Annotated in this window: 14 protein-coding genes; 8 read left to right on the forward strand and 6 right to left on the reverse strand. The window is 70.2% G+C overall.

All coding sequences use genetic code 11. The features are described from left to right. Positions 1-46 precede the first annotated feature (46 nt). The gene (locus tag K2F47_RS31330) at positions 47-970 is read right to left on the reverse strand and encodes an LLM class flavin-dependent oxidoreductase (RefSeq protein ID WP_242909519.1); all 924 of its coding nucleotides are present in this window, start codon (positions 968-970) and stop codon (positions 47-49) included. 180 nt (positions 971-1,150) lie between these two features. On the opposite strand from K2F47_RS31330, the gene K2F47_RS31335 reads away from it, so the two are divergent. From K2F47_RS31335 to K2F47_RS31355, 5 genes are read left to right on the forward strand one after another with little or no spacing between them, the layout of a single operon-like run. Then, the gene (locus tag K2F47_RS31335; RefSeq protein WP_242909520.1) at positions 1,151-1,504 is read left to right on the forward strand and encodes a CU044_2847 family protein; all 354 of its coding nucleotides are present in this window, start codon (positions 1,151-1,153) and stop codon (positions 1,502-1,504) included. A gap of 26 nt (positions 1,505-1,530) precedes the next feature. Further along, positions 1,531-2,490, forward strand: a complete 960-nt coding sequence (locus tag K2F47_RS31340) for an AAA family ATPase (protein ID WP_242909521.1) — start codon at positions 1,531-1,533, stop codon at positions 2,488-2,490. A 2-nt stretch (positions 2,491-2,492) separates the two neighbouring features. Next, on the forward strand, positions 2,493-4,208 hold the full coding sequence (locus K2F47_RS31345; RefSeq protein WP_242909522.1) for a hypothetical protein: 1,716 nt from the start codon (positions 2,493-2,495) through the stop codon (positions 4,206-4,208). Between the two features lie 5 nt (positions 4,209-4,213). Beyond that, the gene (locus K2F47_RS31350) at positions 4,214-5,491 is read left to right on the forward strand and encodes a CHAT domain-containing protein (RefSeq protein WP_242909523.1); all 1,278 of its coding nucleotides are present in this window, start codon (positions 4,214-4,216) and stop codon (positions 5,489-5,491) included. Beyond that, the gene (locus tag K2F47_RS31355) at positions 5,488-7,098 is read left to right on the forward strand and encodes a TIR-like protein FxsC (RefSeq protein WP_242909524.1); all 1,611 of its coding nucleotides are present in this window, start codon (positions 5,488-5,490) and stop codon (positions 7,096-7,098) included. The genes K2F47_RS31350 and K2F47_RS31355 overlap by 4 nt, the downstream gene beginning before the upstream one ends. Here the strand turns inward: K2F47_RS31355 and K2F47_RS31360 are convergent. Beyond that, positions 7,074-7,718, reverse strand: coding sequence for a TetR/AcrR family transcriptional regulator (locus tag K2F47_RS31360; protein WP_242909525.1), 645 nt, complete (start codon positions 7,716-7,718; stop codon positions 7,074-7,076). The genes K2F47_RS31355 and K2F47_RS31360 overlap by 25 nt on opposite strands. A 104-nt stretch (positions 7,719-7,822) precedes the next feature. Between K2F47_RS31360 and K2F47_RS31365 the strand changes: the two genes are divergently transcribed. The 3 genes from K2F47_RS31365 (at position 7,823) to K2F47_RS31375 (ending at position 10,089) form a co-directional block, all read left to right on the forward strand. Beyond that, on the forward strand, positions 7,823-8,290 hold the full coding sequence (locus tag K2F47_RS31365) for a cupin domain-containing protein (protein WP_242909526.1): 468 nt from the start codon (positions 7,823-7,825) through the stop codon (positions 8,288-8,290). 477 nt (positions 8,291-8,767) lie between these two features. Beyond that, the gene (locus tag K2F47_RS31370) at positions 8,768-9,427 is read left to right on the forward strand and encodes a DNA alkylation repair protein (protein ID WP_242909527.1); all 660 of its coding nucleotides are present in this window, start codon (positions 8,768-8,770) and stop codon (positions 9,425-9,427) included. A 203-nt stretch (positions 9,428-9,630) separates the two neighbouring features. After that, positions 9,631-10,089, forward strand: a complete 459-nt coding sequence (locus K2F47_RS31375) for an SgcJ/EcaC family oxidoreductase (protein WP_242909529.1) — start codon at positions 9,631-9,633, stop codon at positions 10,087-10,089. A 286-nt stretch (positions 10,090-10,375) separates the two neighbouring features. On the opposite strand, the gene K2F47_RS31380 is transcribed toward K2F47_RS31375, so the two are convergent. From K2F47_RS31380 to K2F47_RS31395, 4 genes are all read right to left on the reverse strand, one after another. Beyond that, positions 10,376-10,636, reverse strand: a complete 261-nt coding sequence (locus K2F47_RS31380) for a hypothetical protein (protein WP_242909530.1) — start codon at positions 10,634-10,636, stop codon at positions 10,376-10,378. Positions 10,637-10,686: 50 nt separating this feature from the next. Continuing rightward, positions 10,687-11,886, reverse strand: coding sequence for a helix-turn-helix domain-containing protein (locus tag K2F47_RS31385; protein ID WP_242909531.1), 1,200 nt, complete (start codon positions 11,884-11,886; stop codon positions 10,687-10,689). 133 nt (positions 11,887-12,019) lie between these two features. Continuing rightward, on the reverse strand, positions 12,020-12,415 hold the full coding sequence (locus K2F47_RS31390; RefSeq protein WP_242909532.1) for a DUF3224 domain-containing protein: 396 nt from the start codon (positions 12,413-12,415) through the stop codon (positions 12,020-12,022). Positions 12,416-12,447: 32 nt separating this feature from the next. Then, positions 12,448-13,155: a TetR/AcrR family transcriptional regulator gene (locus tag K2F47_RS31395; RefSeq protein WP_242909533.1), complete on the reverse strand. Its 708-nt coding sequence runs from the start codon at positions 13,153-13,155 to the stop codon at positions 12,448-12,450. Positions 13,156-13,223 lie beyond the last annotated feature (68 nt).

Raw genomic sequence — 13,223 nt, forward strand, 5'->3', positions numbered from 1 at the left:
ACGGAGTCCGGCCCCGGAACGCAGCCCGCGTTCCGGGGCCTTTCCGTTAGTTCTTCCCGGTCAGCTGCGGGACGACCTCGGCGGCGAGCCGTTCCATCTGCTCCGCGTCGTCGTAGAGCGGGGTGAGCAGGACCAGCTCGGCGCCCGCGTCCCGCACCTCGCGCAACCCCTCCGCGCACGCGTCGGCGGACCCGGAGACGGCGACCGCCTCCAGGCCGCCCCGCCCGTAGAGGCGCTCCAAAGACGCGGCGACCCGCTCCCGGACCTCAGCCGCGTCGTCGCCCACGGCGATGTAGACGCGCTTGGCGATGGAGAACGTCGCGGGGTCGCGGCCGTCCTCGGCGAGGGCCTCGCGGACGATCCCGACCTGCTCGGTGAACTGCGCGGTCGTCGACGACCCGGCGCCGAAGAACCCGTCCCCGCGCCGGACCGCGCGCCGCAGCGCCGCCGGGGCGCGGGCGCCGAACCACAGCGGCGGGTGCGGACGCTGGTAGGGCTTCGGCTCCATGGTCGCGTCGGTGAGCTGCCAGAACCGTCCGTCGAGGGTGACGCTGGGCTCGGTCCAGAGCGCCTTCATCACGTCCAGGCCCTCGGTGAACCGGGCGACCAGGCCGTCCTCGGGATCGACGCCGAACGCCGCCATGCCCGGCCCCCGGTTGCCGATGCCGACGCCGACCTCCAGCCGTCCGCCGCTGAGCTGGTCCAGCGTGCTCAGGCTCTTGGCCAGGTGGACGGGGCTGTGCGTGGTGGTCACGAACACCGCGCAGCCGAGCCGGACCCGCTCGGTGCACGCGGCGGCGTAGGTGAGGATCTCGACCGGGCTCGACCGGCCCGCCGAACCGAGCACCTGCTCCTGCGTCCAGGCGCCGTCGAACCCGAGTTCCTCCACCCGCCGCATGTGGGCGCGGAACGCGGCCGGGTCGAACGCGCGGTCGGTGAGGTCCTGGGGAATGGAGATCGCGAAGCGCATCTTTCCGACACTAACCCAAGGCGTGACCTCGGCCTCCGCCCGGGTCGGCCCGGCGGGCGCGGGCCCTTCCGTGTCCACATACGGGCAGCGATGCGGCGATACCGGGACCCACCGCACCGGCGTGATTACGATGGAAATTCGCGGCGAAAGCCGGTCCCGCACCCGTTTTCAGGGGGTCCCATGGCCGTGGTGGTCGACGAGAGCAGCGACGGACGAGGCGTCATCCAGATCGAGGTCGAGGACGCTCCCGCCGCCGACCACGCGGACCTGTACGACGGGAGGGAGACGCGCGGCGCCGGCGACCGGGTCGTGCGCGTCAGCCGCCCGCTGTTCCAGGAGGCCGTCGCCCTCGTCCGCAACTGCGCCGACGAGGTCGCGGCGCAGTTGGAGACGATGCCCGCGGCCTCCCGTCCGCACGAGGTCGAGCTCCAGATGGGCGTGAAGGTGGACGGCAAGGTCGGCGCGAAGATCGTCGAACTCACGTCCGGCTGCCAGTTGCAGGTCACGCTCCGCTGGCAGCCCGCGCGCCCGTGACCGGCGAGTCTGCGGAGACCGGGCCCGTGCCCGTGCCCGTGCCCGGCAAGCCCACGGTCCCGATCCTGCCCTACAGCTACCTCGTGGGCCAGGACGCGCTGCGCATGTGCCTGGAGCTGTCCTACATCGAGCCCGGGATCGGCGGCCTGCTGATCACCGGCGAGCGCGGGACGGCGAAGTCCACGGCCGTCCGCGCGTTCAGCCGGATGATGTTCGGCGCCCTGCCCGTCACGCTGCCCATCAACGCCACCGACGACCGCGTGCTCGGCGGCTGGCGCATCGACGCGCTGATGGCGGGCGAGACGCGGCAGCAGCCCGGCCTGCTGGAGGAGGCCAACAAGACCGGCCTGCTCTACGTGGACGAGGTCAACCTGCTCGACGACCACCTGGTCAACCTGATCCTGGACGTGGCGTCCACGGGCGTGCTCAACGTCCAGCGGGAGGGGCTCGACCGGCCCGAGGTCCCGGTGCGGTTCTCGCTGGTCGGCACGATGAACCCGGAGGAGGGCGGGCTGCGCCCGCAGCTGCTCGACCGGTTCGGGCTGCTGGTGCCGATCACGACGGAGACCTCGGCGCTCGTGCGGCGGCGCGTGGTCGAGACCGTCCTGCGGTTCCAGCAGGAGAAGGACGCCCCGAAGTCGTCCTGGCTGGTGAAGGGCAACCTGTTCGACCGGAGGCGGCGGCTCGAACTCAAGGAGGCGCGGCGGCTCGTCCGCAAGCACGAGATCCCCGGCGACATCGTCGAGCTGTCGGCGACGATCGCGGCGGAGTTCGGCGTCGCCGGGCACCGGGGCGACATCGTGACGGCGCTCGCCGCGCGCGCCCATGCCGCGCTGCGCGGATGGGAGAACACGACGACCGTGGCCGACGTGCGCGCCGTCGCGCCCTACGCGCTGGCGCACCGGCTCCCCGAGGCGGCGTTCGGCGAGGCCATCGAGTGGACCGAGGACGACCAGAAGCGGCTGGACGAAATCACGGCGGGATAGCCGTGGCCGACACCGTCCTCGACCGCGTGGCGACGGCGCTGGCCTGCGCCGCCTTCGATCCCGAGCTGCGCGGCGTACTGCTGTTCGACCTGCGTCCCGAACTCGCCGCGCCGCTCGGCCGCCGCCTCGCGCAGGCGCTGGGAACCGAACGCACGACGCACCTGGGCTCGGGCGCGCGCGAGGACGCGCTGTGGAGCCGTCCGACACCCCGCGCGGGCTCCGGCATCACGATCTCCCCCGGCCCGCTCGTCGACCCGCCGGACGGCCCGCCCCCGGTGGTCGTCGTCGGCGACCTGGCGCGGCTCGGGCTGGCCGAGCGCCGCGCCGCGATCACGCTGCTGGACGGCGACGTCGCCCACCTGGAACGCGACGGCCTCAGCCTCACCTGGACGCCGCGCAGCCGCTGGCTCGCCGCGTGCGCCCGCGCCGACGTCGGACGGGTGTCCCCGCACCTGCTCGACCGGTTCCCGATCCGGATCGACGCGTCCGAGCTGACGCCGGAGGTCCTGGACGCGCTGGACCGGCTCCACTCCCTGCCGGCCGGGCCGCCCGCGACGGTCCCCTCGGACGTGATCGGCGACGTCATGGCGCTCACCGGACGAACGTCCCCCGGCATGCGCAGGGAACTCGCGCTGATCAGGCTCGCCCGCGCGCTCGCGACCCTCGCCGGACGGGCGGCCACGACGATGGGCGACGTCGACGCCGCCGCGTCGCTGATCGGCCTGGCCGCCGGTCCCGACCACCGTCCCGGCGCCGACGAACCCTCACCGGACCGCCCGGGCGACGCCTCGGGGCCGCCCGCCGCCGAGGCCGAGCCCGTCACCCGCGAGGTCATCGAGCCGGACGCCCCGGAGCCGACCGGTCCCGACGCGTTCACCCTCGCCGCCCCGTTCACCCCCTACCCCGAGGACGAGGTCGAGGTCGGGCGGGAGCCGGGGACGCTGCGTCCGAGCCCGTCCCGCAGGGCGCTGCCCGCGCTGAACGGCGGCTGGCCGATCGGCGTCCGTCCCGCCGACCGCGTCGACGACATCGCGGTCGTCGCGACGTTCCTCGAAGCGGCCCGCCACCAGGCGCGGCGCTGCCCCGACCACTTCACGGCGGGCCACGCGACCCACATGCGGGCGACGGACCTGCGCTCCTACCGGCGCGGCGGGCGGCCGAACAAGCTGCTGGCACTCGTCCTCGACCACACCTGCCACGACCGGTGGGACTGGACGCGGCCCTTAGCCCCGTACCTCCAGTGGGCCTACTCCGGGCGGGCGGCGGTCTGCGTGGTCGAGGTCGGCGCGCAGGACGCGGCGTGCGAGGCCCGCGCACAGCGGTTCCTCGCCGCCGGGCTGCTCGACCCGCGCGTCCTCCAGGCACTCGACCGCCCGCGCGGACGCTGCACACCGCTCGCGCACGGCCTCGACCTGGTCGCCTCGCTGCTGCGCGACCGCATGCACCGCGGGCGACTGCCGTCCGAGGACGTACTGCTCGTCGTCGTCACCGACGGGCGCGGCAACGTCCCGCTGGCCGCCAGCCGCCTCGGCGCGCTCCCGGACTACGCGGGCGGCGAGGGCTTCCGCGACAGCCTGCACGTCGCCCGGACGATCCGCGCCCTCGGCCACGTCGAGACCGTCGTGGTCGACCCCGGGCCGCGGCACAACGCGCGGCTGACCGTCCAACTGTCCGAGGCGCTCGGCGCGCGGCTGCTGTCCGACCGCGAGGCGCCATGAGCGGCATGATCAGTCGGCTGAACAAGGCGCTCGCCGGGCAGAAGCTGCAACGGCCGCTCGCCCGCCCGCCGCGTCCCACCACCGGACGCCGCCCCGCCCCGCCCGCCGACCGGCCCGAACCGGTGGCCCTGGCGGCGCGGCCGTCCGCCCTCACCGACGCGCTGCCGACCGGGACCGCGCGGCTGACCGTGACCCGCGACCACAGCGGCGACACCGAGGTCTTCGGGCTCACCGGCGCCTGCTGCTGCGGCATCGAACTCCCCTACACGGCCCCGCGCACCCAGGCGCGCCCACCGCGCCTGTCGCTCGGCTCGCTGATCACGCCCGAGGAGGGCGGCGAGTCACCGTCCGAGACGTGGAAACGCCTCAGGTCGTGGTCGATCCACCTCAACGAGCGCCTGCACGGCTGGCTCGCCGCGATCCGCCGCGCGCACGGCGCCGACCTCCGGCTGATCATCCTGGACCTCACCGACTACGACCTGCCCTGGGAACTGCTCTGGCTGACCGAGCCGCCGGAGCAGGGATGGATGGGCGCCCTCGTCACCGTGACGCGGTCCACGACGGCGGTCGAGCGGCGGCGCCTGGCCGAACCGCCGCCGGAGACCTGCAAGGGCGACGTCGCCGCCTACATCAACAAGGAGATGCGCGCCGACCGCCGCCTCCTCGACCACCTCTCCGCCCGGATCTGGGACGACTCGCTCGACGGCCTCTTCCTCCACCTCGACCAGCCCGGCGACCCGGTCGCGCTCGTCTACATCGCCTGCCACGGCGAGTACCCGTCCGCCGAGCCGTCCGGCGCGAAGATCAGGCTCAGGGACGGCCCCGCCGACTGGGACGTCGTCACCGTCCGCGACATCGACGCCCGCACCTTCCGCCGCATCTCCTCCTCGCGGAGCGTGGTGTTCCTCAACGCCTGCCATTCCGGACGCCAGGCGTTCGACCCCGAACTCGACGACGCCACCCTGCGCGGTTTCGCCGAGGTCTTCCTGCGCTCCGGCGCGTCCGGTTTCATCGGGACCCTCGGCGCCGTCGGAATGCGCGCCGGACACGAGGCGGGACGCGACCTCGTCGCCCACGTCATGCGCCCAGGAAACGCGCCGATCGCCACCGCGCTACGCGACTACCGCCGCCGGATCGCCGCCACCGCCCCGGAACCGTCCCGGGGCACCGACACCGAAACCGCCCGCCGCCTCTTCCCGTTCTTCTACGCCTTCATGTACGTGTACTACGGGTATCCCGACACCGTTCTCGAACTGCGATCGAGGGAGGCCGGGGAACCATGACGGTGCACGCGGTCAACCTGCAACCCGTCATCGGCTGGCCGCGCCAGGTGCGGCGCGGGGAGGAATACCTCGTCACGGTGGAATGCCGCGTCCTCCAGGAGCCCGGAGCCTGGCCGTACGAGGCCGAGGAGGTGGCGCTGACCTGCGTCCTGGACGGCGGCCCCGACTTCACGGTCTCGTCGGTGGACGACAACACGGTGATCGTCCACCGTTTCGGCGGAAGCTACAGCCCGGCCCGTTTCGTCATCAGACCGACCCCCACGACCGACCCGGGAAAACACCCGCTGACGCTCACGATGATGACGCAGGGCGGCGCGACGATACGCAGCGACGAACTCCAGGTCACCGTCCTAGACGACGGCTCACCACCCCCACCGTCGAAACCGGTCGAGATCCCGTCGACACGCCCCAGGCGGCCCAAAGAACAACCGTCCCCGGCCGACGACCAGCGCCCGCTCTTCTTCCTCAGCTACGCGCGCTCACGCTACCGTCCAGAGGACACCGACCGATGGGTGGTCAAGTTCTTCGAAGACCTGTGCGCGGACCTCGGCCAGATGACGGATTCACCGAACCCGGGTTTCATGGACCGCCAACTGCCGCTGGCCGCCGGCTGGCCGAACCAGATCATGAACGCGTTGTCGAACTGCCGCGTCTTCGTCCCCTTGTTCTCGCCCGGCTATTTCGCCAGCGAATACTGCGGGAAGGAATGGGCGGCGTTCCAGGAACGCGCGCAGGAGGCACTGCTGGAGGCCCCGAACGCGCCGCGTCCCATGCCGATCGTCCCCGCGCTCTGGATGCCGATGGGCAGCGCCGACATCCCCGCGCCGGCGCGCTCAATGCAGTTCATATCCTCGGACTTCCCACCCGCCTACACGGCGGAGGGCCTGTACGGGATCATGAAACTGGGCCGGTTCCGTGAGCAGTACAAGGAGACCGTACTGCGGCTCGCGGCCGCGATCCGCGACCATGCGATGCTCACCGCCCTCCCACCCCGCCGCATCCCCGACCTCTCCGTGGTGCAAAGCGTGTTCGCCGCCAACCTGGGCCGCCCCACCCTGCCACTGGTCCTGCTCACGCTCGTCGTCCCGTCCATCGGCCGGCTCCCGTCCGGTCGCGACGCCTACTACTACGGCCGCGAGCCGTCCGAATGGACTCCCTACCGCGGACACACGAGCATCCCGATCGTCGAACAGATGCTCAGCGCCTCCCAGACCAACTGCGTCATCGAAACCCTCGGCAACGCCCTGCCCGACCCCGCCGACGCGCCGCGCGTACTGATCGTCGACCCCTGGGCACTTCGGGACCCCGTCCTGCGCGACCGCCTCCGGCAGCTGGACGAGAAACCCCTGATCACGCTCGCCCCGCTCAACTCCTCAGACCCCCAGACGAGGGACGAGATGACCGAACTCTCCCGCGAGCTGCGCGAAACGCTACCGAGGAGCTGCGAGCTGACCGGGTCGACCATCGGCATACCCTCGTTCGACGCATTCCGCCTGGCCTTCCGCTCGGCCGTCCACGAGGCGCTGTCCCGTTATCTCACGACAGCGGATGTACCGCAGTCCCCGCACGCCATCCGCCGCCGCTACGGCCCTCTAAGCCCAGACTGAGGGGCAAAGGCGTCCTCAATATCCTCGCGCCGAATCCCGTCCCCAAGCCCAACCACCCCCACCACCGCAAGTCCGTTCAGGAACAGCGCGATCTGACGCTCCGCCATACGCGGCCAACGGGGCCCGAACGACAACGGCTGCGTGATGAGGGCGCCGAACGCGATGACATCGGTGGCGTTGACGTCCGCGCGGATACTCCCGTCCTCACGCCCGCGCGCTAGAAACCCGTCCAAATACCGATAAATTTCGCCCCGCGCCCCGACCGCCTCCACACTCATCAACGGCGGCGCCCCATGCAGCGGCAGAACAAGCTGATCCCCCACCTCAACGTTCCGCCTCAAATACTCCTGGACGGCCTCTAGCCCGGAACAACGCAGCTCGTCAATATCCCCCAACATGTCGACAAGCAGCCCATAAGCGCGGTACTCCAGCGCATGCAGTAGCGCCTGCCGGTCCGGATACTTGCGATACAGCGTCCCGACGCCGACCCCCGCCTCGGCGGCGATGGTCGCGAGCGGGACGCCGCGTCCCTCCCGGAGCATCGCCGTGACCGCCGCGGCAAGGAGCCGCTCACGGTTCGCCTCGGCGTCGCGCCGCGGACGCCGCCCACCAGCAGTCATGCGCCCCAGTATGCCAGCAAAGCGGACGAATGCTTCCGCTTACCCTCGCGACGAGCTATGCTCGGCGCTAAGCGGATGAAATCGTCCGCTTCGAAGGAGGCGCCGTGAGCATCCCGTACCTGGCCCAGCGCGAGGACCAGCAGAAGCTCGAATGGCTCGACGGCGGCACCTTCTCCGTCCTGCTGGACGCGGCGGCGACCGAGGGCCAACTCACCGTCGGCCGGTTCGACGTCTCCAAGGGCGAGGCGCCGCCGTTCCACATGCACACCCGCGAGGACGAGGTCTTCCTCCTCATCAAGGGCACCGCCCTCCTCTGGGCGGGCGACGACGAGATGGAGCTGTCCGAGGGCGGCATCGTCTACCTCCCCCGCAACATCCCGCACGGCTACCGCATCACCTCCGACCGCGCGGACCTCCTGATGATCGCCACCCCCGGCGGCCTGGAGGGCATGTTCCGCCAAGCCGGCCGCGACCTCTCCACTCCCCGCCCAGAAAACTTCGAGATCTCGAAAGAAGCCCTGTCAGCCGCCGCCGACGCCTACGGCCAGATCGTCATAGGCCCGCCCCGCTGACCCCGGGCCGCCGGTCGCAAGAGGGGAACGCCCGGCGGCCCGGCCCCCACCCCCGCCACCTCCGTTAACTCCGCAAACCGTTTCGCGGAGTCACCGATAGCACCCGCCCATCACGCGGGTCGATGACGACGTCTTTCGGCGCCCCCGAATCCAACAGTTGCTGTTCTGCCCTCGACAGGGCGGGCGGCTGACCCGGCGGAGGCGGCTCCGCGGAGACCGAGCCTGCGAGCGCAATTACGGTCACCCCCATCGTGACCAGACCAACAGCCAAGCCCTTCAATTCAATGATCATGCACGTGACATTACCACGGGAGCGAAATCGAAATAGGGTTGAAGAAACCACGGCAGACGACGTTCCGGCCCTAGTCCCCACGCGGCCGTTCACGGCCGAAACTCTTTCCCCCGACCTGCGGGCCTCCGACACCCCCTCCGATCGGAATCGGCCATACTTTGAACCCGGACGGTGGGAGGCTGAGCATGATGATCAACGATGTGATGGCCGAACTGGCTGCCCTCGCGGACCCGAAGAAACGCGCGGTGAACGAGCGCCACGGCGACGACCACGCCGTGAACCTCAGCAAACTTCGGGCACTGGCGAAACGACTGAAGACACAACACGAACTAGCGGTCCAACTCTGGCAGACCGACGACAGCGCCGCGAAACTCCTGGCCACCCTGATCTGCCGCCCCAAGAACTTCGAAAGCACCGACCTGGACGCGATGCTGCGCGAGGCCCGCACCCCCAAGGTCCACGACTGGCTGGTGAACTACGTCGTGAAGAAGAGCCCGCACGCCGAAGAACTACGCCAGACCTGGTTCACCGACCCGGACCCGGTCGTAGCCAGCGCCGCCTGGGCCCTGACCACCGACCGCGTAACAAAGAACCCCGACGGCCTAGACCTCCCAGCGCTCCTGGACACCATCGAAGCGCAAATGAAGGACGCCCCAGACCGCCTGCAATGGGAAATGAACCACTGCCTAGCCCAGATAGGCATAGCCCACCCCACCCACCGCGCCCGCGCGCTCAACATCGGCGAACACCTGGAAGTACTCAAGGACTATCCGACGCCCCCAGGCTGCACGTCCCCCTACGCCCCCACCTGGATCACCGAAATGATCTCCCGCCACGTCCCCTGACACGACATCCCCGCAACGCCAACGGCCGGCGACACCGGGACGGGGACTGGCCCGTGCGGTCCACCGCCCGCCGAGGTGCGCGCGCCCCTGGCCGATACCACCCGCGCTGGCACCCGCGACCCCACCGCGCCCACGACGCAGCGGTGACACGGCGCCCGAAACATCTTGACCTCAAGCACGGTCGAGGTCGCAGAGTAGCCTTCATGAGCACATCGGGCCTCGACGCACAATCAAGCAAGGCTGAGATCGAAGCGATCCTGCAAGTGATCGCCAGCGTCGAACACGCACAGAACAACGAACTCCCCGAAGAATTCCTCAGGCTGTTCCGAGCCGACGCCATCTGGACGACGGGCGGCGGAAAGCGCCTCTTCGGCATCGAGGAGATCTCGGCCTTCACACACCAAGTGCTTCCTGGTGGGATGCAGGACCTGACAATCACCTTCGAACTGGAGCACGTACTGTTCATCCGCCCTGACGTCGCTGCCGTCAAGCTGCGCCAGATATACCAGACGCCCGAGGGGCCGGACGTGGGCTCTCCGCTGTGGGTCATGGCAAAGGAGAACGGGAGGTGGCTCCTGACCGCCGCTCAGAACATCGGCGCACCCGATGACGAGCTGGATTCGGCGACGACGAGCCGGCCTATCTTTGACCCCGGCAGATGAGGACCGAACTCGGCGCCTGAAACCACTCCATGTCACGGGGCGACGCCGCGCCCGGCGCGGGATGCCGTCGAAACGGGCTTCAGGGCCATTACCGCCGGGTTGTCACCTGTGGCCTCCGCTCACCATCGCCCCGCACACTCATCTCCTTCTCGCTCGCCGATCACCGCGCCCTCACGAACGCACCGTCGTCCATCACAGCACCGGCACGGGGAACAGCGTGGGCGACGTTCCAAGTGAGCACGGCGGCCGCGTCCGCGCCTTTGCCACGGCCGCCGCGCTCACGTCTTCACATGCCGTTCGTGCGCAGTACGTACATGACACGGTCGGCTACTGCCGCCGTCTCCGAGAGCGGGCCGATGTCCTTGCCCCACGTCCACCGATAGGCGGACGCGTCGGCGACGACGTCGTCGTTCATACGAGGCGCCTCCGGGTTGCGGACATGCAGGCAGGGCGTCCGGCCAGGCTCGACACGAATTTTCGCGTGCCATCCCCGAACCTTCAGCTCACCCGCCAGCCGCTCCAGATGTGCGGTGATTGTCGCGTCCATGACGCGAGAAGGTAGCCAGATGACCACCCACGGTGATGCTATGTGGAAACCTAATGCGGGACGCCCATTCGGGCGGCCATCCCCCGCAGCTCACGCCCCACGGCCGCCTCCCTCGCCTGCGACAGCATGACCTCGATGGCGTGCCGCGCGGGACCGCTGTTGCGGATCCGCTGCGGGGCGATTCGCTCGGCGCGCACGAGGGCGGTCACCGCGTCCCGCTGACGGCCTGGCATGTGTGCCAGCGCTCGCCCGAAGTCAGCCCACAGCATCGCCTGCCGCTCTCGACTGCCCAACTGCTCCGGGTCGACCGTCTCGGCCGTACGAACCGCGCCCTCGTAGTCGCCGACCTCCGTCGCGATGGCGACGCCCCACACACCCACGTTCGCAGGGCCGAAACTGCCCCAGGCTCCGGGGTGCTCACCCATGCGGGACGCGGTCTCGCGAGCCTCGGCAAGGTGCACCTCGGCAGCCCCAAGGTCGTTGAGGGTCGCAGCGCACATCGCCGCGTTCAGGTGGAGCATCCCGTAGGTCTCCTGCGCCTCAGGGCTGTCCATACCCTGCAGATGGTCGGCCGCATGCGCGGCGACACGCCTCCCGGTGACCGTGCCGCGTGGCAGCGTCTGCGCCCTCACCCATGCGGCGCGTCCACCGACCACAGGGTCCTCCAGGCGCGCCGCCGCTTCACAGGCACGGTGAGCGGCCAGCGCCGCAAGGTCGTCGTAACCGAGGAACCGTGCGGTCATCGCGACACCGTGACTCGCCTGGACGAGCAGCGGCAGGGCGCGAAGCTGGTCCGCTTCTCCACCTCCGGCGACGTGGGCATGCAACTCCGCCAGGATCGGCGCGAGCAAGGTACCGCGCGTGGCGTAGTCGGCGCTCTTCTCGGCCTTGTGCACTGGTCCGTCCAGTGCGGCGGCGAGGTCATCAAGGGGGCGCGGACGATCGGTCCTGGCGTCGTCAAGCGTGTTGACGGTGAGCGCCGTCCGTAGCGCCGGAACAGCGCTGTGGCCACTGGCCTGCACGGGATCCTGCGTGAGGTGGGGGCCGCCCATGAGGTCGGTTTCGGAGACCTGGAGGGCCTGGGCGACGGCGGCGATGTGGGAGCGGCGGTCAAGGGGCTGCTTGCCGTTCTCCACTTTGGACAGGAAACCCTGGCTGAGCCCTGCCAGGTCAGCCAGGGTTCGCAGCGACATCCCCCGCCAGCGGCGCAACCTTCGTACGTTGGCTCCAATAGTGGCCTCGTCGTACATCGGCGTCGCACCTCCGGAGGTCTCGGCGTCCCCAGGCTACGGCGAGCGTGTCGGGGGGCGGCGATGATCCACTCGTTCCAGCGCAGCACGCTACATAAGAGTCACCTCGCGGGCTTTCCGTGTGGAAACCATTTCAGAGGGAGTAGACGAGGGTGAGTACCTTGAACTCCCGTTCCATTGCTTTGCCTGAGATGCCGGTGAGTTCACCGGTTCCGGAGTTCGGGATGATTCGTCCGTCGCTGTTTTGTGTTTCGCCGTCGGCCAGGCCGTGGTGCTGGATGACGAACGTGCCCCGGCGGCCGTCCAGGGTGCCTTCGATTCGTTCGGACGCCACGTAGCCGCCGCCCGCCGCGCCTTGGGCCGTGAGGACGTGGGTCACGCCCGTGCCCTCGATGACTCCCTCGTAGCGCTTCCTGATCGTGACGCGGGTCAGCTTGGGGCCGTCGGCGGGCTCCTCGTAGACCGTCTCGTCGAACTCGACGATCTCGAATTTGGCCTCGACGGTGCGCTCTTCGTGCTGGTCAGACATGAGGACCGAGGTTAGTCCACGGTGGAGACCGCTCAGTCCAGGCCCAGTGATTTGACGAGGTCGAGCATCTCGGCGCGGTGCAGGGCGGCCGGGTTGCCCGCCACGGGGTGGATGTGGCCGTCGATCTCCAGGGCGACCAGGCCGTGCATCCGGCCCCAGACGCGTAGCGCGAGCGCCGCCGCGGCGGGCGGCACGTCGGGGAGGTCTTCCTGGATCTTCGCCACGTAGTCCGGATGGAGGTCGGACCAGGACGTGTCCTCGGGCTGGTGGTGCCGGGCCTGCGGCCATGCGGTCGCCACCAGGCGGGTGAGTTCGCGGCACACGCGGCGGGCCGTCTGGTCGACCGGCCCGTCCTCGGGGGGCTTGTAGCCGGGGACGGGCTGGCCGTAGAAGAGGCGGAAGCTCTCCGGATGGGCCAGTGCCCAATCCCTCAGCGCCTGGCCCCAGGCCATCAACCTGCCACCGGGGTCGGTGTCGGGCACCGCGTCGCTGGCGGACTCCAGCGCCTCGGCGAGCGATGCGGCGATCTCGCTGATCAGTGCCGTGATCAGGTCGTCCCGGGTGGGGAAGTAGCTGTAGATCGCGCGCGCGGTCATCCTCATCTCGCGGGCGATGCCCCGCAGCGAGATCGCTCCCGGCCCGCCCTCGGCCATCTGCCGGAGCGCGATGGCCTTGATCTCCCGGCTCGCCTCGACACGCAGCCGCTCCCGGCGGCTCAGCCCGCCCTCGTCGATGTCCACCTTGAGCAGGTTACAGGGTTGCGTTACTCTGCACCGAGTCAAAAGTACACGCCGTGTCCAAAGGAAAC

Origin of the sequence: Actinomadura terrae, assembly GCF_022751215.1 — a bacterium.
Lineage (GTDB): Bacteria > Actinomycetota > Actinomycetes > Streptosporangiales > Streptosporangiaceae > Spirillospora > Spirillospora terrae.

What these genes read in the sequence shown, in the direction of transcription:
- K2F47_RS31330 (WP_242909519.1), bottom strand. Translation starts at nt 970, where the DNA reads ATGCGCTTCGCGATCTCCATTCCCCAGGACCTCACCGACCGCGCGTTC.
- K2F47_RS31335 (WP_242909520.1), top strand. Translation starts at nt 1,151, where the DNA reads ATGGCCGTGGTGGTCGACGAGAGCAGCGACGGACGAGGCGTCATCCAG.
- K2F47_RS31350 (WP_242909523.1), top strand. Translation starts at nt 4,214, where the DNA reads ATGATCAGTCGGCTGAACAAGGCGCTCGCCGGGCAGAAGCTGCAACGG.
- K2F47_RS31355 (WP_242909524.1), top strand. Translation starts at nt 5,488, where the DNA reads ATGACGGTGCACGCGGTCAACCTGCAACCCGTCATCGGCTGGCCGCGC.
- K2F47_RS31360 (WP_242909525.1), bottom strand. Translation starts at nt 7,718, where the DNA reads ATGACTGCTGGTGGGCGGCGTCCGCGGCGCGACGCCGAGGCGAACCGT.
- K2F47_RS31370 (WP_242909527.1), top strand. Translation starts at nt 8,768, where the DNA reads ATGATGATCAACGATGTGATGGCCGAACTGGCTGCCCTCGCGGACCCG.
- K2F47_RS31375 (WP_242909529.1), top strand. Translation starts at nt 9,631, where the DNA reads ATGAGCACATCGGGCCTCGACGCACAATCAAGCAAGGCTGAGATCGAA.
- K2F47_RS31380 (WP_242909530.1), bottom strand. Translation starts at nt 10,636, where the DNA reads ATGGACGCGACAATCACCGCACATCTGGAGCGGCTGGCGGGTGAGCTG.
- K2F47_RS31385 (WP_242909531.1), bottom strand. Translation starts at nt 11,886, where the DNA reads ATGTACGACGAGGCCACTATTGGAGCCAACGTACGAAGGTTGCGCCGC.
- K2F47_RS31390 (WP_242909532.1), bottom strand. Translation starts at nt 12,415, where the DNA reads ATGTCTGACCAGCACGAAGAGCGCACCGTCGAGGCCAAATTCGAGATC.